The 17,296-nt window shown below is 66.9% G+C and carries 14 protein-coding genes; 6 read left to right on the forward strand and 8 right to left on the reverse strand.

Going from position 1 to position 17,296, the window contains the following annotated elements; translation table 11 throughout:
- Positions 1-2: 2 nt before the first annotated feature.
- The 4 genes from EV665_RS07470 to EV665_RS07485 all read left to right on the forward strand — a co-directional run bounded on the left by EV665_RS07470 (position 3) and on the right by EV665_RS07485 (position 4,434).
- Positions 3-1,511: a GMC oxidoreductase gene (locus tag EV665_RS07470; protein WP_133033606.1), complete on the forward strand. Its 1,509-nt coding sequence runs from the start codon at positions 3-5 to the stop codon at positions 1,509-1,511.
- Entirely contained in the window at positions 1,508-2,287 is a 780-nt protein-coding gene (locus tag EV665_RS07475) for a 3-ketoacyl-ACP reductase (RefSeq protein ID WP_133033607.1), read from the forward strand. The genes EV665_RS07470 and EV665_RS07475 overlap by 4 nt, the downstream gene beginning before the upstream one ends.
- Positions 2,288-2,449: 162 nt before the next feature.
- On the forward strand, positions 2,450-4,105 hold the full coding sequence (locus EV665_RS07480; protein WP_133033608.1) for a GMC family oxidoreductase: 1,656 nt from the start codon (positions 2,450-2,452) through the stop codon (positions 4,103-4,105).
- 8 nt (positions 4,106-4,113) lie between these two features.
- The gene (locus EV665_RS07485; protein ID WP_133033609.1) at positions 4,114-4,434 is read left to right on the forward strand and encodes a Dabb family protein; all 321 of its coding nucleotides are present in this window, start codon (positions 4,114-4,116) and stop codon (positions 4,432-4,434) included.
- Here the strand turns inward: EV665_RS07485 and EV665_RS07490 are convergent.
- From EV665_RS07490 to osmF, 4 genes are read right to left on the reverse strand one after another with little or no spacing between them, the layout of a single operon-like run.
- On the reverse strand, positions 4,431-5,174 hold the full coding sequence (locus tag EV665_RS07490) for an ABC transporter permease (protein WP_133033610.1): 744 nt from the start codon (positions 5,172-5,174) through the stop codon (positions 4,431-4,433). The two genes, EV665_RS07485 and EV665_RS07490, sit on opposite strands and share 4 nt — an antisense overlap.
- Positions 5,171-6,109: an ABC transporter ATP-binding protein gene (locus EV665_RS07495; RefSeq protein WP_133033611.1), complete on the reverse strand. Its 939-nt coding sequence runs from the start codon at positions 6,107-6,109 to the stop codon at positions 5,171-5,173. The genes EV665_RS07490 and EV665_RS07495 overlap by 4 nt, the downstream gene beginning before the upstream one ends.
- Positions 6,106-7,266: an ABC transporter permease gene (locus tag EV665_RS07500; protein ID WP_133033612.1), complete on the reverse strand. Its 1,161-nt coding sequence runs from the start codon at positions 7,264-7,266 to the stop codon at positions 6,106-6,108. The genes EV665_RS07495 and EV665_RS07500 overlap by 4 nt, the downstream gene beginning before the upstream one ends.
- Positions 7,267-7,320: 54 nt before the next feature.
- On the reverse strand, positions 7,321-8,232 hold the full coding sequence (osmF, locus tag EV665_RS07505) for a glycine betaine ABC transporter substrate-binding protein OsmF (RefSeq protein WP_133033613.1): 912 nt from the start codon (positions 8,230-8,232) through the stop codon (positions 7,321-7,323).
- Positions 8,233-8,557: 325 nt separating this feature from the next.
- On the opposite strand from osmF, the gene EV665_RS07510 reads away from it, so the two are divergent.
- The gene (locus EV665_RS07510; RefSeq protein ID WP_133033614.1) at positions 8,558-9,028 is read left to right on the forward strand and encodes a DUF4126 domain-containing protein; all 471 of its coding nucleotides are present in this window, start codon (positions 8,558-8,560) and stop codon (positions 9,026-9,028) included.
- Complete coding sequence (locus tag EV665_RS07515; RefSeq protein ID WP_133033615.1) at positions 9,025-10,398, forward strand: FAD-containing oxidoreductase; 1,374 nt, start codon at positions 9,025-9,027, stop codon at positions 10,396-10,398. The genes EV665_RS07510 and EV665_RS07515 overlap by 4 nt, the downstream gene beginning before the upstream one ends.
- A gap of 229 nt (positions 10,399-10,627) precedes the next feature.
- Here EV665_RS07515 and EV665_RS07525 read toward each other — a convergent pair whose 3' ends face one another.
- From EV665_RS07525 to EV665_RS07540, 4 genes are all read right to left on the reverse strand, one after another.
- Entirely contained in the window at positions 10,628-12,607 is a 1,980-nt protein-coding gene (locus EV665_RS07525) for a copper amine oxidase (protein WP_210234610.1), read from the reverse strand.
- A gap of 28 nt (positions 12,608-12,635) precedes the next feature.
- Positions 12,636-14,042 carry an aldehyde dehydrogenase family protein gene (locus tag EV665_RS07530; RefSeq protein ID WP_133033617.1) on the reverse strand — a complete coding sequence of 469 codons (1,407 nt, stop codon included), beginning with the start codon at positions 14,040-14,042 and terminating at the stop codon, positions 12,636-12,638.
- Positions 14,043-14,158: 116 nt separating this feature from the next.
- Entirely contained in the window at positions 14,159-15,085 is a 927-nt protein-coding gene (locus EV665_RS07535; protein WP_133033618.1) for a helix-turn-helix domain-containing protein, read from the reverse strand.
- Between the two features lie 148 nt (positions 15,086-15,233).
- Complete coding sequence (locus EV665_RS07540; RefSeq protein WP_133033619.1) at positions 15,234-17,294, reverse strand: 3-hydroxyacyl-CoA dehydrogenase NAD-binding domain-containing protein; 2,061 nt, start codon at positions 17,292-17,294, stop codon at positions 15,234-15,236.
- Positions 17,295-17,296 lie beyond the last annotated feature (2 nt).

Genomic DNA, 17,296 nt, shown 5'->3' on the forward strand with positions numbered 1-17,296 from the left:
CCATGACCACGCAGCCGGACATCGTCATCATCGGATCGGGCATCGGCGGCTCCACCATGGCCGCCGCCCTCGCCCCCACGGGCGCCAGGATCGTCATCCTGGAAGCGGGCGACCACCTGCCCGACCGCCCGGAAAACCGCGACCAGCGCGCCATCTTCCAGCGCGGCCATTTCCGCCCGAAGGAGATGTGGTACGAGGCGGACGGCACCGCCTTCAACCCCGGCAACTACTACAATGTCGGCGGCAACTCGAAATTCTATGGCGCGGTGCTGGTGCGCTACCGCAAAGAGGATTTCGAGGAGATGCGCCACCGCGACGGCGTCTCCCCCGCCTGGCCCTTCCCCTATGAAGAGCTGGAACCGTGGTATTCCGCCGCCGAAAAGCTCTACAACGTCCGCGGCACGCTCGGCGAGGACCCGACCGAGCCGCACCATTCCGCGCCCTACCCCTTCCCGCCGGTGCCGGACGAACCGGCCATCGCCAGCGTGCGCGCAAAAATGAAGGCGAACGGCCTGCACCCCTATTCGCTGCCGCTCGGCGTCGATATCGACCGCTGGCTCGCCAAGGCGAAGACGCCCTGGGATGCGCATCCGAACAGCAACGACGGCAAGATGGATGCGGAGAGCACCGCGCTCACCGAAGCGCTCAGGCACCCGAATGTCGAACTGCGCACCAATTGCCGGGTGACGCGGCTTGCCACCGCCCCGCACGGCCGCACCATCGCCACCGTGCACTACCAGCGTGGCGGCGAGGCGGAGAGCGTCTCGCCGAAACTCGTCATCCTCTCGGCCGGCGCGGTGCAATCCGCGGTGCTGCTGCTGCGCTCGGCTTCCGAAAGCTTCCCGAAGGGGCTTGCCAACACATCCGACCAGGTTGGCCGCAATTTCATGAACCACAATTCGAGCGCCGTGATCGGCGTCTCGCCCTTCTATAAAAACACCTCGATCTACCAGAAGAGTTTCGGCTTCAACGACTATTACCTCTCCGACGGCAACGGCGGCCCACCGCTCGGCAATGTGCAGCTTCTCGGCCGCGTCTCCGGAAAGATCCTGAAGGCCAACATGCCCTCCGTGCCGGAATGGCTGCTGGAACAGGTGGCAGCCCGCGCCATCGATTTCTACGCGATGAGCGAGGACCTGCCGCATCCCGAAAGCCGCATCATGGTCGATCGCGACCGCATCGTCATGAAATGGACGCGCACCAACTGGCAGGCCCATCTCGACCTCGTCAGCAAGCTGAAGGCCGCGCTGAAGAAGGCCGGTTTCCCGGTCGTGCTCACGCGCGCCTTCGACAAGCGCACGCCCTCGCACCAGTGCGGCACCGTGCGCATCGGCAGCGATCCGAGGGCGGCGCCGCTCGACATCTGGTGCCGCGCCCATGACCACCCGAACCTCTTCGTGGTCGACGCCTCGTACCTGCCGACCTCCGCTGCCGTGAACCCGGCGCTGTCGGTCGCGGCGCAAGCGCTGCGCGTCGCGGCCCACATCAAATCGAGGGACCTTGCCGCATGACGACACCAGCACGCCCCGTCGCCATCGTCACCGGCGGCCGCCGCGGCATCGGCCTCGGCATCGCGAAAACCCTCGCGGCAGAGGGTTTCGACATCGCCATATCGGGCATCGGCGACGGCGACGCCGCGACCGACGCCATGCTCGCCGACCTCGCAACGCGCGGCGCCCGCGCCATCTACCTCAAGGCCGATCTCGCCGATTTGCCGGGCCACGCGGCCACCGTCGCAGCCGTCGAGGACCAGCTCGGCGCCATCGGCTGCCTCGTCAACAATGCCGGCATCGCCTCCGTCGTGCGTGGCGATTTCCTCGATCTTTCACCGGACCATTTCGACACGATCGTCGCCACCAACCTGCGCGGCACCGTCTTCTTCACCCAGGCCGTGCTGAAGGCCATGCTGAATTCCAGACAGGCGGCCGGCCCGCGCTCGATCATCAACATCACCTCCGTCTCGGCCGGCCTCACCTCGCCCGAACGGCTCGATTACTGCATGACCAAGGCGGGGCTCGCCGCCTTCAGCCAGGGGCTGGCGCTGCGGCTGGCGGATACCGGCATCTCCGTCTTCGAGATCCGCCCCGGCATCATCCGCTCCGACATGACGGCCGGCGTCTCGGCGAAATACGACGCCCTCATCGACGGCGGCCTCGTGCCGATGAAGCGCTGGGGCGAGCCGGACGATATCGGCTCTGCCGCCGCGGCGCTGGCGACCGGAAAATTCGCCTTCGCCACCGGCTCGGTGATCCATCTCGACGGCGGGCTTTCGATCGGGCGGCTCTGACATGGGGTTGCCCCTCACCCCGCCCTCTCCCCGCAAGCGGGGCGAGGGAGACGAGAGGGCACAGCAAACTTCCTTCTCCCCGCTTGCGGGAGAAGGTGCCGGCAGGCGGATGAGGGGCAATTTCACCCGGCCACGGCACCGAACCATTCTGAGGACCAAGGCATGACCTACGACTACATCATCACCGGCGCCGGGCCTGCCGGCTGCGTGCTGGCGAACCGGCTTTCGGAAGATCCTGGCGTGCGCGTGCTGCTGCTCGAAGCGGGCGGCGGCGACTGGAACCCGCTGTTCCACATGCCGGCGGGCTTCGCCAAGATGACGAAGGGCGTCGCCAGCTGGGGCTGGGAGACCGTGCCGCAGAAGCACATGAAGGGCCGGGTCCTGCGCTATACGCAGGCCAAGGTCATCGGCGGCGGCTCCTCGATCAACGCCCAGCTCTATACCCGCGGCAATGCGGCCGATTACGACCTGTGGGCCAGCGAGGACGGCTGCGAGGGCTGGAGTTACCGCGAAATCCTGCCCTACTTCAAGCGCGCCGAGGACAACCAGCGTTTTGCCGACGACTACCATTCCTATGGCGGCCCGCTCGGCGTTTCCATGCCGGTCTCGGCCTTGCCGATCTGCGATGCCTATATCCGCGCCGGCCAGGAACTCGGCATCCCCTACAACCACGATTTCAACGGCCGCCAGCAGGCCGGCGTCGGTTTCTACCAGCTGACGCAGAGAAACCGCCGCCGCTCCTCAGCCTCGCTCTCCTATCTCTCGCCGATCAAGGACCGCAAGAACCTCACCATCCGCACCGGCGCCCGCGTCGCCCGCATCGTTCTGGAAGGGTCTCGCGCCGTCGGCGTCGAGGTGGTGACAAGCAAGGGCGTCGAGACGATCCGCGCGGAGCGCGAGGTGCTGGTCTCCTCCGGCGCCATCGGCTCGCCAAAGCTGCTGCAACAATCGGGCATCGGCCCGGCCGATCACCTGAAATCCGTCGGTGTTCAGGTGAAGCACGACCTGCCGGGCGTCGGCTCGAACATGCAGGACCATCTCGACCTCTTCGTCATCTGCGAATGCACCGGCGACCACACCTATGACGGCGTGGCAAAACTGCACCGCACGCTCTGGGCCGGCCTGCAATATGTGCTCTTCCGCTCCGGCCCCGTCGCCTCCTCGCTCTTCGAGACGGGCGGCTTCTGGTATGCCGATCCGGAGGCACGCTCGCCGGATATCCAGTTCCATCTCGGCCTCGGCTCCGGCATCGAGGCGGGCGTCGAAAGGCTGAAGAATGCCGGCGTCACGCTGAACTCCGCCTACCTGCATCCCCGCTCGAAGGGCACGGTGCGGCTTTCCTCCGCCGACCCCGCCGCCGCGCCACTGATCGACCCGAACTACTGGGAAGACCCGCATGACCGGAAAATGTCGATCGAGGGGTTGAAGCTCGCCCGCGAGATCATGCAGCAGGCGGCGCTGAAATCCTACGTGATGGCCGAGCGCCTGCCGGGGCCGAAGGTCGTCACCGACGAAGACCTCTTCAACTACGGCTGCGCCAATGCCAAGACGGACCACCACCCGGTCGGCACCTGCAAGATGGGCACGGGGGCCGATGCCGTCGTCGGGCTCGATTTGAAGGTGCACGGGCTTGAAGGATTGCGCGTGTGCGACAGTTCCGTCATGCCGCGCGTTCCCTCCTGCAACACCAATGCGCCGACGATCATGGTGGGCGAGAAGGGCGCCGACATCATCCGCGGCCTGCCGGCGCTGCCGGCCCAGGTTTTTCAATATGAACGCAACGACGCGCGCCCGCGCGCCCGCGCCAACATCCGATAGGGAATACCATGATCCGCCACTGCGTCTTCATCCACTTCAAGCCGACCATTTCCGCCGCCTACAAGGCCGAACTCTTCAACGAGATCGACGCCCTGAAGGATCGCCTGCCGGGCATGCTCGCCGTGCATATCGGCGTGAATGTCAGCCCGGAGGCGGGCATGGACAAGGGGTTCAGCGACGGCTTCATCGTCGATTTCGCCGACAGTTTCGCGCGGGATGCCTATCTGGAGGACCCGGAGCACAAGCAGACGGGCGCCCGGCTCGTCGCTGCCGCCGAAGGCGGCATCCAGGGCATCCTCGTCTACGACCTGGAGACCGGGGACCGCTAAATCCGCCCCGCCCGGCGCGACAGCACCCGTTCGAGGGCGGAGAAGGTATCGTAGATCAACACCGCCAGCACGGCGACGACGAGGCCGCCCTGCAGCACGAAGGCGAGGTTGTTCGATTGCAGCCCGGCGATGATCACCTCGCCGAGCGTCTTGGCCGCCACCGTGGAGCCGATGGTGGCGGTGGCGAGGCTGATGACGACGGAGAGGCGGATGCCGGCGAGGATGACCGGCAGCGCCAGCGGCAGCTCCACCCGGGTGAGCCGCTGCCAGGCGGTCATGCCCGTGCCGCGCGCCGCCTCCGTGATGGCCGGCGGCAGGGTGGAAAGGCCCGTCATGGCATTTTCGAAGATCGGCAGCAGGCCGTAGAGGAAGAGCGCGATCAGCGTCGGCTTCTCGCCGAAGCCCACGGCGGGCACGGCGAGCGCCAGCACCGCGACCGGGGGGAAAGTCTGGCCGATATTCACCAGGCTGCGCGACAGCGGCAGGAATTCCGCGCCGATCGGCCTCGTGACGAGGATGGCGAGCCCGACGGCGACGATGGTCGCGGCGAGCGTCGCGGCGAAGACCGTGGCAAGGTGCGAGAGCGTCAGCGACAGCAGGCTGCCCTGGTTGTAGACGGCCGGCGCATTGGCCTGCACCAGCGGTTTCAGCAAGGGCTCGAAGAGCGCCGGCTGGACGAGAAAGGCGATAAGGACGAGGAGCGCCGCCAGTCGCAGGAGATTGGGCAGGAGCCGCTTCATTGCGGCCTCGCGGCGCGCCGGGCAAGGCCGGCAAGCGTGACGCGGCCGAGCCGGGCGCCATCCGCGCCGACGACCGGCAGGGCCTCACGGCCGGACCAGAGCAGGGCGGACAGTGCATCGCGCTGGCTGGACGTCGCGGCGATCGGCTCGCCCTCCGCCTCGCCGGCCTCCGCCGCCTCCGCGACGGCGCCGATCGACAGGAGCCGGAAGGGCCGCTCGCCGGCGCCGATCAGCGTCTCGACGAAATCCGTCGCCGGATTCACCAGCATCTCCTCCGGCGCCGCATATTGCACGATCCTGCCCTTGTCCATGACGGCGATGCGGTCGGCGAGGTGGAAGGCCTCCTCCATGTCATGGGTGACGAGCACGATGGTCGTGCCGAAATGCTTCTGGATCGCCAGCAGGTCATCCTGCGCCTTGGCGCGGATGACCGGGTCGAGCGCGCCGAAGGGTTCGTCCATCAGGAGGATGTTCGGCTCTGCGGCGAGCGCCCGGGCGACGCCGACGCGCTGCTGCTGGCCGCCCGACAGTTCATGCGGATAACGCGGGCCGAAGGCGGCGGGATCGAGCTGGAACAGCGACAGCAGCTCCTTCACCTTGGCGGCGATGCGTGATTTCTCCCAGCCGAGCAGGGTCGGCACGGTGGCGATGTTCTCCGCGACGGTGCGGTGCGGGAAGAGGCCGTGGCCCTGGATGGCATAGCCGATGCGGCGGCGCAGCTCGTAGCCGGGGATGGAGCGGTTGTCGGCGCCGTCGATCAGGATCGTGCCGGAGGTCGGTTCGACCAGGCGGTTGATCATGCGCATCAGCGTCGTCTTGCCGGAACCGGACGTGCCGACGATGACGGTGATCGTGTGCGGCGCGATCGTCATCGAGACGCTGTCCACGACAGCCGTCTCGCCATAGCGCTTGGTGATGCTGTCGATCTCGATCATGCGGCCCTGCCGGATTTGCGGTTGGAAAGTTCGGTTGCGGCATCGAGCACGATCGCCGCGGCGAAGGCGAGGGCCACGGTCGGCACCGCGCCGAGCAGCACGAGATCCATCGCCGTCTGGCCGATGCCCTGGAAGACGAAGACCCCGAAACCGCCCCCGCCGATCAGCGCCGCGATGGTCGCAAGGCCGATATTCTGCACCAGCACGATGCGGATGCCGGTAAGGATGACCGGGAAGGCAAGCGGCAGCTCGACGCGGAAGAGGCGCTGGCCATCCGTCATGCCGATGCCGCGGGCGGCATCGTTCGCTTCGCGCGGCACGCCGGCAAGGCCGACCACCGTATTGGCGACGACCGGCAGCAGCGAATAGAGGAAGAGCGCGATGAAGGCCGGCGCGGTGCCGATGCCGCGAATGCCGAGCGCCGCGGCCCCCGGCACATGGACGGCGATCCAGCCGAGCGGCGCGATCAGGAGACCGAAGAGCGCGATCGAGGGGATCGTCTGGATGATGTTCAGCACGTTGAGCACGCCGGCGCGCAGCGCCTCCACCCGATGGCAGAGCACGCCGAGCGGCAGGCCGACGAGCGTGGCGGCGACAAGCGAGCCGAGCGCCAGGACGACATGGCGGCCCGCCTCCAGCCAGAAGCTGTCGGCCCGGCTGCCATATTCCTTGAGGATCGACAGCCCGTCCCAGGCGCCGGACATCAAAAGCCCCGCGGCAGCCGCGGCGACGGCGGCAAGCAGCGCGACCCGGGCAAGCGGCGAAAGCCGGAGACGCGCCAGCGCATCGGCCGCCACGAGCGCGAAGGCAAAGCTCAGCAGCCAGAAGCCGGAGGCCGGCGAGACGCGGGCATAGGTGTTTTCCGGCGGCGTGAGGTGACCGGCGGAAAGGCCGACGAGGATGGCGAGCGCCAGCAAGGCGGCAAGCCCCAGCAGCAGCCGGAAGACCGTCGGCGTCTTCAGCACGACGACAACGATGGCGATGACGGTAAAGCCGACCAGCGCCGCGCCGAGCCCGACGGGAAGCGCCTCCAGGATGCCCCGCGCCTCGCCGGGCACGATGCGATTGGCCCGAAAATTGGCGAAAGGCGCCAGAAAGGCGCCATAGGCCAGCAATACGGCGATCACCACGCCGAGCTTGTCGATCCGGAACGTCATGAACGCCTTTCGAGGAGAGGCCCTCCGCCCGCAGGGGCGGAGGACAAACGCGCCTTACTGGATGAAGCCGTTCTTCTTCAGGAAGTCCTCGGCAACGGCCTTGGCCGGCTCGCCGCCGACCTGGACGCGACCGTTGAGATCCTGCAGCGTCACGAGATCGAGCTTTTCGAAGACGGGTTTCAGGATTTCCTCGATCTGCGGATTGGCCTTCAGCACCGCTTCGCGGATGATCGGCGCCGGCTGATAGACCGGCTGCACGCCCTGGTCGTCCTCCAGAACCACGAGGCCCGACGGCGCGATGCCGCCATCCGTGCCATAGACCATGGCGGCATTCGCCCCGTTCGTCTGGTTGGCAGCCGCCGCGATCGTCGCGGCCGTATCGCCGCCGGAAAGCGTGATGAGCTGTTCCGGCTTCAGGGTGAAGCTGTAGGTCGTCTGGAAGGCCGGCAGCGCCGCGGCCGAGTTCACGAATTCGGAGGAAGCCGCAAGCACCACCTGGCCGCCATCGGCGACATATTTGCCGAAATCGCTCAGGGTCACCAGCTTGTTCGGCTCGGCGACGTCTTTGCGCAACGCGATCGCCCAGGTGTTGTTGGCCGGGGACGGCGTCAGCCAGACGAGCTTGTTGGCGTCGAAATCGAGCGTCTTGGCCAGTTCATAGGCCTTGGCCGCATCCTTCCAGGCGGGATCCTCGGCTTTTTCGAAGAAGAAAGCGGCATTGCCGGTATATTCCGGATAGATGTCGATCTCGCCGGCGATGATCGCGTGGCGTACGACCGGCGTCGCGCCGAGCTGCACGCGGTCCGTCGTCTCGATGCCGTTGGCATTCAGCACCGAGAGGATGATGTTGCCGAGCACGCCGCCCTCGGTATCGATCTTCGAGGAGACGACGACCTGGGCCTGGGCAGCACCGGCCGCAAGCCCGAGGGCCAGAGCTGCTCCGAGGAATTTGACGACTGGACGCATGAGATAACCCTTTCATTCTGTGCGGGAAGTCATGACGGCATTTTCACCACGTTTGGGAAAGCCAGTCCCGGCAAAGCATTTCATATATGGCAGTCAATCGCAAAAAATAGACTGCGCCGCACCGACAGGACATGCCGTTTGTTGCGGCGTTCAAAGCGCTTTCAAGATTGTGCGAAGCAGCAGCCTTTTGCAATAGAAACGCGTTGCAATTGCCGGTCGCATCCGACACTCTCGCCTTGGCCCGCCTCATTTTCCGATATTGCATTTCACCCCTGCCGGGAAACCATCCCGGGCCGATGTCCGGCGCAGATATCTGTGAGGGACAATGAGCATTTACATTCTCGCATTGCTGATCGGCATCGTGGCGGGGCTGCGCGCGATGACGGCGCCGGCCGCCGTCAGCATCGGGGCAGCGCTCGGCTGGCTCCCCGTCTCCGGCACCTGGGCCGCCTTCCTGGCCTACCGCTTCACGCCCTATATCTTCGGCGCCCTCGCCCTCGTCGAGTTCGTCACCGACCAGCTGCCGGGCACGCCGAGCCGCAAGGTGCCACAGCAGTTCGGCGCGCGCATCGTCAGCGGCGGGTTCTGCGGCGCAGTTCTCGGTACCATCGGAGGGTCGATGATCGGCGGGCTCGTCGCCGGCGTCATCGGCGCGGTCATCGGCACGCTCGGCGGCTATGAGGCCCGCAAACGCCTTGTCGCTGCCATCGGCGGCAAGGATCTCCCCATTGCGCTGCTGGAAGACGCCGTCGCCGTGCTGCTCGGCCTCTTCGTCGTCTCGTCGGTCGTGCCATGAAGCGGTTCGACGCCATTATCACCGGCGCGGGCCAGGCCGGCCCGTCGCTTGCCGGCCGGCTGACGGCCGCGGGAAAGACGGTCGCGCTCATCGAGCGCAAGCATGTGGGCGGCACCTGCGTCAACACGGGCTGCATGCCGACCAAGGCCATGGTCGCCAGCGCCTATGCCGCCCATCTCGCCCGCCGCGGCGCCGATTACGGCGTGGTGACGGGTGAGGTCTGCATCGATTTCCACAAGGTGATGGCCCGCAAGGACAAGGTGCGCTTTGATGCCCGCAAGGGTAACGAGGACTGGCTGGCGGGCATGAAGGGCCTCACCTTCATCCGCGGCCATGCGCGCTTCGAAAGCCCGACGGAAATCCGCGTCGGCGAGGAACGGCTGTCGGCCGGGCAAATCTTCCTCAATGTCGGTGGCCGGGCTGTCGTGCCCGATTTCCCGGGCGTCGGGGACGTGCCGCATCTCGACAATGTCTCGATGATGGAGCTGACCGAGGTGCCGAAGCACCTCATCGTCGTCGGCGGCAGCTATATCGGGCTGGAATTCGCCCAGATGTTCCGCCGCTTCGGTTCCGACGTGACGGTCGTCGAGAAGGGACCACGGCTGATCGCCCGCGAGGACGAGGACGTCAGCGCCGCCGTGCGCGACATCCTCGAACGCGAGGGCATTGCCATCCGCACGGGGGCGGAGTGTATCCGCTTCTTCAAAAGCGGCGACGGTGTCGGGGTGGGCGTCGACTGCACGGCGGGCACGCCCGAGATCCTGGGCTCCCATATCCTCCTCGCCACCGGCAGGCGGCCGAACACCGACGACCTCGGCCTCGACAAGGCGGGCGTGGCGACGGACAAACGCGGCTACGTCACCGTCGACGAGCGGCTGGAAACCAGCGTGCCCGGCATCTTCGCCATGGGCGACTGCAATGGCCGCGGCGCCTTTACTCACACGGCCTACAACGATTTCGAGATCGTCGCCGCGAACCTCCTCGACAACGAACCGCGCAAGGTGAGCGACCGTATCCAGACCTATGCGCTCTACATCGACCCGCCGCTCGGCCGCGCCGGCATGAGCGAAACGGAAGCGCGCAAGTCAGGCCGCAAGCTGCTGATCGGCACAAGACCGATGAGCCGCGTCGGCCGCGCCAAGGAAAAGGGCGAGACCCTCGGCTTCATGAAGGTGATCGCCGATGCGCAGACGAAGGAAATCCTCGGCGCCTCCATCCTCGGCACCGGCGGCGACGAGGCGGTGCAAAGCATTCTCGACGTGATGTATGCGGGCCGGCCCTATACGACCATCACGCATGCCGTACACATCCATCCGACCGTCTCGGAGCTGATCCCGACGGTTTTCGGCGACATGCAGCCGGTGGATTGAGGCGATTTGGGGACGTGGGCCAAACACCGTGCGTTGGAGCCAAGAGCGGCCCCTCATCCCGCTGCCGCGACCTTCTCCCCGCCAGCGGGGAGAAGGGGCAAGAAGCAAAGCTTTCCTTCCCCGACAACGTCGCTGCCCCGGGAAACCGGCGCGACATCCCCCTTCGCCCCGCTTGCGGGGAGAAGGTGCCGGCAGGCGGATGAGGGGCATCACCTGCCGGCACCGATCCTTACTTCTTGCGCAGCGTCAGCGCCGGGTTATGGGCGAAGAAGTTGTGCGGCATGATGTGCACGGTCTTCCACTCCGTCGACATGACCGGCCAGTCCTCCATGCGCGGAATGTGGTGGAAGCCGGCGGAGAACCAGGTGACGATGTCCTTGCCCATCAGGCTCTGGTCCTTCTTGACCCATTCGGCGAGCGTGTCCGAGCCGTCGCTCTGCATGGCGAACTTGCCGCCGGCATAGCGCTGTTCCGGGTCGTAGACCGTGTTCCAGACCGAATATTCGATATAGGCGTTGCGCTTCATCGGCGGATCGTTGGCATAGTCGTAGGGACCGTAGGCGACATTGCCGTGATGGATCATCCAGCCGGGCTCGTGGCCGAGATAGCCTTCGCGCGACGGGTTGGAGATGTGGAAGTAGCGCGGCTGCATGGCCGAGAGCCTGTAGCGCGCCTCCATTTCCGTATGCGGCATGTTGTGCTCGACCGTCCACATCGATTTGCGCGGGCTCGACGGATCGAGCTTGGCCGGCACGATGTCCATGGTCGAGAAATGGTTCACCGGCTGGTCGACGTCGAAGTCGATGCGGAAGTTGAAATAGTGGTCGTGGTTGGCGGCGACGAGGTTCGGCGCGATCAGCGTGCCGTAGGCCGTGTCCGCCTTCGCAGTCGCATCCTTCATCGAGGTAGAGGCGACGCCCTTCACCGCATCGAGGCCGGTCGCGCCGACATAGATGTTGATCTGGCCGTTCTGCTGCAGGCGATAGTCGATGAGATAGTCGTAGTTGCCGACCTCCGAGGCCGTGCGCACCACGAGTTCCGTCGCCGGGCGGCCTTCCGCCGGCACCGGGGTTTCCGGCGTCTGCGCGAAGACCTCGAAATGACGCCAGGCCGGATCGCCGATATTGCGCTCGAAGACGCAGATCGCATCCGGGATGACGAGCGGCGCGCCCTTGTCGTCGGCGATCGTCGCCGGCAGGAAGGTGGCGTGCGTGGGGCAGTCGATGCCGGCGCGCAGCGGGCTGAGGAAAAGGCCGAAGCCATATTCCCCGCTGTCCATGTAGGTGCGCCAGTACCAGCCCTCCGTCGGGTCCATATAGGGCACGAAGACCTCGGAAAGATGCGCCTGGTAGATGACCGAGCGCCAGGTGCCGGCATCGTTGACGTCGAGATTGGACACGACGAGGCCGGGCCGCTTGTCGATGCGGAAGTTGAAGCGCCAGATATCCCATTCGACATGGCTGCCGTCGATCCTGTAGTTCGGCCCGCCGTCCTGCACGAGCGTGACGGGCTTCATTTCCGGGCGGAGCGGCAGGCGCTCGGCGACTTCCTCCTCCGTATAGCCCCAGCCGTCCTTCGGCGCCTGTTCCACGACACCGGTATCGATGACGCGCTGCACCTCCTTCTTGCCGATATCGTAGATGGCAAAGAGCCCCTCGATCGGCTTGGCATAGAAGTTGGATCCCTCCGGCACCTGGTAGCAGGGCACCTTCATCAGGCGGGAATTCCTGTATTCCTCAGTGAAGAAGTTGCCGCCCGTCAGCGGCAGGCAGAAGGCCTGCTCGGGCTTCAAGCCCCGCTTTTCAAGCCCCGCGATCATGTCCGGATGGCCGAGCGCGCCTTCCAGCGCATTCATGAACTCGGTGAACAGCACCATCGGCTGGCCGGCCGTCTTGCCGTTGCTCTCCACCGTGCCCTTGGAGATGTTGACGACCGCCTCGTTGAAGCCGTCGGCGCTGGTGAAATAGACCGTCGCCTTGCGGTCGAGGCTGTCGCCCTCCTTCCAGGCAAGAACCTCGGCCTTGGCCGGTTCCTTCAGCTCGATCAGCGGATAGAGCGTGTCGTCGTCCGCCACCTTCTGCTCGCGCAGGATCTGGTTGATCTTCTGGTATTCCTCGGCCGTCAGCCCGTCGAGCGGATGGGCGGCGGCCGCGCCGGCGGCAAGGCCGAACGCAAGTGCCGTCGTGGCGAGATGTTTCGTCAGTCTCATGATCGTTCCCTCTTTTCGTTTGCTTCCGTCAGGCAAAGACCACCTGGATATCGGTATATTCGGCAAGCCCCTCTTCGGCGAACTCGACGCCGATGCCCGAGGCCTTCACGCCGCCGAACGGCGCATTCGGCTGGATGGCGCCGTGCTTGTTGATCCAGACGGAGCCGCAGGCGAGACGCCCCGCCACCTTTTTTGCGGCCGCGATGTCTGACGACCAGACCGAGCCGCCGAGACCGTTCGGGCTGTCATTGGCCAGTCGGATCGCCTCTTCGACGTCGGAGTAGCGGATGATCGGCAAAGCCGGCCCGAACTGCTCCTCGTCGACCAGCGGATCGCCGTTGCGAAGGCCGGCGATGATGGTCGGCGGGAAGAACAGGCCCTCGCCCGACTCTCCCCCGAGCAGCACCTTGCCCCGCTCCTTCGCATCCGCGACGAGGCGCGAAACCTTGTCGAACTGCATGCGGTTCTGGATGGGACCGAGGATGCTCGCCTCCTCCATGCCGTCGCCGACCTTGATATTGCGCGCATAGGCGACCAGCGCCTCGCAAACCGCATCGTGGATGGTGTCGTGCACGTAGAGCCGCTTCATCGCCGCGCAGGTCTGGCCGTTGTTGATGAAGGCGCCCCAGAAGAGGCCTTCGGCGATCGCAGCCGGATCCGCATCGGGCAGGACGATGCCGGCGTCGTTGCCGCCGAGTTCCAGCGTCAGGCGCTTCATCGTGTCGGCGGCGGACCGCATGACCCTCTGGCCGGTGGCGCAGGAGCCGGTGAAGACGATCTTGCTTATATCCGGATGCGCCGACATGGCGGCGCCGAGATTGAAGGCCCTGTCATCACCGGTCACCACATTGACGACGCCCGGCGGCAGCACCTCGTTCATGATCTCGACGAGCCGCAGGGTGGAAAGCGGCGTATGGGGCGAGGGCTTGACGACGACCGTGTTGCCCGTGCGCAGCGCCGGCAGGATATGCCAGACGGCGATCATGACCGGGAAATTCCACGGGGTGATGGAACCGACGACGCCGAGCGGCTTGCGGGTGAGCTCCACCCGGCCCTGCTCGTTGTCCTGCAGCACCCGCGCCGGCAGCGAGAGCCCGGTCGTATAGCCCGCCCAGGCGACGGCGCCGCCGACCTCCCAGCGCGAGCCGAGGCCGTTGAGCGGCTTGCCCTGCTCGAGCGTGATGATCTCGGCAAGCTCGCCGGCATGTTCCTCGATCTTGGCCGTCACCGCCGCACAAGCCGCCTGCAGGGCCGCATCGTCCTGCGCCGACCAGGAGGCGAACGCCGCCTTGGCGACCGAGACCGCCGCATCCAGCTCCGCCCCGCCCATGTTCGGCGCGCGGCCGACCTCCTTGCCCGTCGCCGGGTTGAGAACGGCGAAGTCCGCGCCGACGGGCGCCGGCTTGCCGCCGATGGTAGCCTTGAATTCCATCATGTCCGCCTCCTCCATGAACGGCCCGCCTCCTCCGGCGGGGACATATGGTGGCAGAGATTAGAGGGGTATGGCGCGCCGGACTTGGACGGCACCGTCCCGCCTTTTGGATAAAAGCGTCAATGGCAGCGGGCGACCGCGCCCGGCGTCATGCCGTATTTCTTGCGGAACTCGCGGTAGAAATAGGAAAGGTCGTTGAAGCCGCAATCGAAGGCGACGGCCGTGACGCCCTCCGCCGCCTGCTCCCCCTTGCGGGCGGAAAGCCGCGCATGGGCAAGCTCCAGCCGGCGGTTGAGCAACCGATGGCCGGGCGTTTCGCCGAGCGGCCGGAAATGCCGCTGCAGCATGCGCTCCGAGACGTTGAGGCGGACGGCCAGCTCGCGCGGCCCGAAGCCCGGGTCCGCGCGGTGGCGATCGATCATCGCGAGTGCCCGCGACAGCAGCGTCTCGGCGGGCGCGGCGGCGCCCGTCACGCGGGTCGAGTGCAGGTAGGCGCCGAGAAGGCAGAGGAAGGCTTCGCCGAGCTGCGCCTGCGCGCCCTCCTCCAGCAGCATTTTCGCGATGACCGCGCGCATGGCGAGCCAGAGGGGGTCGTCGCGCGAGATCGAAAGCCCGCCTGTGCACGGCGTGCCGAAGCGGTGGAGCATCTCGTCGCGCGGGATGTGCAGCGACACCTGGTTCGAGCGCTCGCCGCGATAGAGGAAGGTCGAGGGCCTGACGGAATCGACGAGGAACATGTCGCCGGGCGAAAGCTCCGCGACCTGCTCGCCCTGCTCGACGCGACAGTGGCCGGCATCCTGCACCAGCAGGAAGAAGTATTCGCCGGGATCCTGCCGGATGGAGCGGGTGTTGCGCGCAACTTCAGAGGCATCGAGCGCGACGATCGCCGTATCGAAGGGACCGACGCGCCGCGTCGTGACATCGCCATTGACGACACCCGTCCGCCCCATCGGCTCTAGGTCAAAGGAGCCGCAGACCCTCCTGATCTCCGCCTCGAGAATTTCTACCGGCACCGGCTTGTGTCCCGGCGTCATCAGCGACTGCATCGTGCCCTCCCCGGCTCTAGCAGAAAGCCTGTTCTCCCAAAACTATCTCACCACAGTCCGCAACGCTTGCCTATCGCCGGAAGCTCTTCCCATCTGCGAAACACGCAATCTTTTCATCCTTCCGCAAGGCAATCTTGCCGGAATTGCCTTACCCGGCAAGCACCGAAAAGCCGCCAGCCTCCGCCGCCCGGCGCAGGCTATCGCTGGGCGGTTCGGCAAGGCCATCCGCCGCAAGACGATCCAGCACCGCCACCACTGCGGACAGCCCCCGCGCCTCGGCATGGTGCATCGGCCCGCCGCGCCAGCGCGGGAAGCCGTAGCCATGGATCTTCACGAGATCGATATCGGCGGCGCGCAGCGCCACGCGCTCTTCCAGGATGCGCGTCGCCTCGTTGACCATGGGCAGGATAATGGCGTCGACGATACCTGCCTCGTCCCATGTCCGCTGCGCCCGGCCCTCCGCCACCTCGGCGATGATCGCCGCCACGGTTTCCGAGGATTTCGGCGCACGGTCGCCCGGCTGGTAGTCGTACCAGCCGCCGCCGGTCTTCTGGCCGTAGCGCCCGAGGGCGCAGAGCCGGTCGGCAACGGGTGCGAAAGGTGTCTCGCCCCGTTCGCGCGCCGCCTTGCGCTGGAAGGCCGCGATGTCGAGGCCGCCGAGATCCTGTGCCTCGAAGGGCCCCATCGGCAGGCCGAAGGCTCGCATGGCGGCATCGACCGCTGCGGGCGTCGCGCCCGACAGCAAAAGCCGCTCGGCCTGCGCCCGCGTCACCTTCAGGATGCGGTTGCCGATGAAACCGTCGCAGATGCCGGCGCGCACCGGGATCTTGCCGAGCAGGCGGGCGAGCGCGAAACCGGTCGCCAGCACCTCCGGCGCGGTCGCCTCCGTCGGCACGATCTCCAAGAGCTTCATGATCTGCGCCGGGCTGAAGAAATGCAGGCCGAGGAAGCGTTCCGGATGGCTGACGCCTTCGCTGATCGCGTCGGGATCGAGATAGGACGTGTTGGTGGCCAGAACCGCATCCGGCCGGCAGACTGCCGAGAGCCTTTCGAAGACGGCGCGCTTGACGGCAAGATCCTCGAAGACCGCCTCGATGACGAGGTCCGTATCGGCCAGCAGGCCATAATCATCGCCGCCGGTGACGCCGGCCATGCGCTCGTCCGCCACGGCCTGCGGGATGCGGCCGCGCTTCACCGAGCCTTCATAGATGCCCCGCACATTGGCAAGCCCGCGCTCGACGGCCGCCGCGTCGCGCTCGATGAGGACGACCGGCAGGCCGGCATCGCGCAGCGCCGCGGCAATGCCCGCGCCCATCGTGCCGCCGCCGATGACGGCGGCCGATCGGATGGCGCGCGGCGTGACGCCGGCAAGCTCCGGCGGGCGCGGCGCGGCGCGCTCGGCAAAGAAGACATGGCGCAGCGCCGCTGCCTGCTCAGAGCCGCGCAGTTCGAGGAAGGTTTCCCGCTCGAACGCCATGGCGCTGGCGAAATCCGTCTCGCTCGCCTTCCGCACCGAGGCAAGCGCCCGGAGCGGCGCGGCTTCCCGCTTCGCCTTGCCCGCCACGGCCTTTTCGGCACCCTCCCAGAAACCCGCCTCGACGGGGGCCACGGCGCGGCTGGAGACCGGCTGCGGCCGGGCCTTGCCGGCAATGTCGTTCGCAAAGGCAATCGCGCCGGCCCGCAGGTCGCCGTCGACAACGGCGTCGATCAGGCCGAGCCCTTCCGCCTTCTTCGCACCGACCGGGCTGCCGCTCGTCACGAGGTCGACGGCAGCAGCCGGGCCGATCAGCCGCGGCAGGCGAACCGTGCCGCCCGCGCCGGGGATGATGCCGAGCTTGACTTCCGGCAGGCCGAGGCTGGCGCTGGGAACCGCCACGCGCCAGGCGCAGCCGAGCGCCACTTCGAGCCCGCCGCCGAGCGCGCTGCCATGAATCGCCGCGACCCACGGCGTCTTCGCCCCCTCGATGGTCGCCACCACATCCGGCAGATGCGGCGGCTGCGGCGGCTTGCCGAATTCGCCGACATCCGCCCCGGCAATGAAGGTGCGGCCGGCGCAGATCAGGACGACCGCCTTCACCGCCGCGTCCGCATCGAGCGTGGAGACGGCCGCGACGAGGGCCTGGCGCAGCGCCTGCGACAGCGCGTTGACGGGCGGGTTGTCGACGGTGACGACGGCGATGGCGTTTTCGCGGGCGATGGTGACGGTCATGG

The organism is Shinella granuli (assembly GCF_004341885.1).
Taxonomy (GTDB): Bacteria; Pseudomonadota; Alphaproteobacteria; order Rhizobiales; family Rhizobiaceae; genus Shinella; species Shinella granuli.

Bases quoted from the DNA above. Each gene is read 5' to 3' on its own strand.
- EV665_RS07470 (WP_133033606.1), top strand. From the start codon at position 3: ATGACCACGCAGCCGGACATCGTCATCATCGGATCGGGCATCGGCGGC.
- EV665_RS07475 (WP_133033607.1), top strand. From the start codon at position 1,508: ATGACGACACCAGCACGCCCCGTCGCCATCGTCACCGGCGGCCGCCGC.
- EV665_RS07480 (WP_133033608.1), top strand. From the start codon at position 2,450: ATGACCTACGACTACATCATCACCGGCGCCGGGCCTGCCGGCTGCGTG.
- EV665_RS07485 (WP_133033609.1), top strand. From the start codon at position 4,114: ATGATCCGCCACTGCGTCTTCATCCACTTCAAGCCGACCATTTCCGCC.
- EV665_RS07490 (WP_133033610.1), bottom strand. From the start codon at position 5,174: ATGAAGCGGCTCCTGCCCAATCTCCTGCGACTGGCGGCGCTCCTCGTC.
- EV665_RS07495 (WP_133033611.1), bottom strand. From the start codon at position 6,109: ATGATCGAGATCGACAGCATCACCAAGCGCTATGGCGAGACGGCTGTC.
- EV665_RS07500 (WP_133033612.1), bottom strand. From the start codon at position 7,266: ATGACGTTCCGGATCGACAAGCTCGGCGTGGTGATCGCCGTATTGCTG.
- osmF (WP_133033613.1), bottom strand. From the start codon at position 8,232: ATGCGTCCAGTCGTCAAATTCCTCGGAGCAGCTCTGGCCCTCGGGCTT.
- EV665_RS07510 (WP_133033614.1), top strand. From the start codon at position 8,558: ATGAGCATTTACATTCTCGCATTGCTGATCGGCATCGTGGCGGGGCTG.
- EV665_RS07515 (WP_133033615.1), top strand. From the start codon at position 9,025: ATGAAGCGGTTCGACGCCATTATCACCGGCGCGGGCCAGGCCGGCCCG.
- EV665_RS07525 (WP_210234610.1), bottom strand. From the start codon at position 12,607: ATGAGACTGACGAAACATCTCGCCACGACGGCACTTGCGTTCGGCCTT.
- EV665_RS07530 (WP_133033617.1), bottom strand. From the start codon at position 14,042: ATGATGGAATTCAAGGCTACCATCGGCGGCAAGCCGGCGCCCGTCGGC.
- EV665_RS07535 (WP_133033618.1), bottom strand. From the start codon at position 15,085: ATGCAGTCGCTGATGACGCCGGGACACAAGCCGGTGCCGGTAGAAATT.
- EV665_RS07540 (WP_133033619.1), bottom strand. From the start codon at position 17,294: ATGACCGTCACCATCGCCCGCGAAAACGCCATCGCCGTCGTCACCGTC.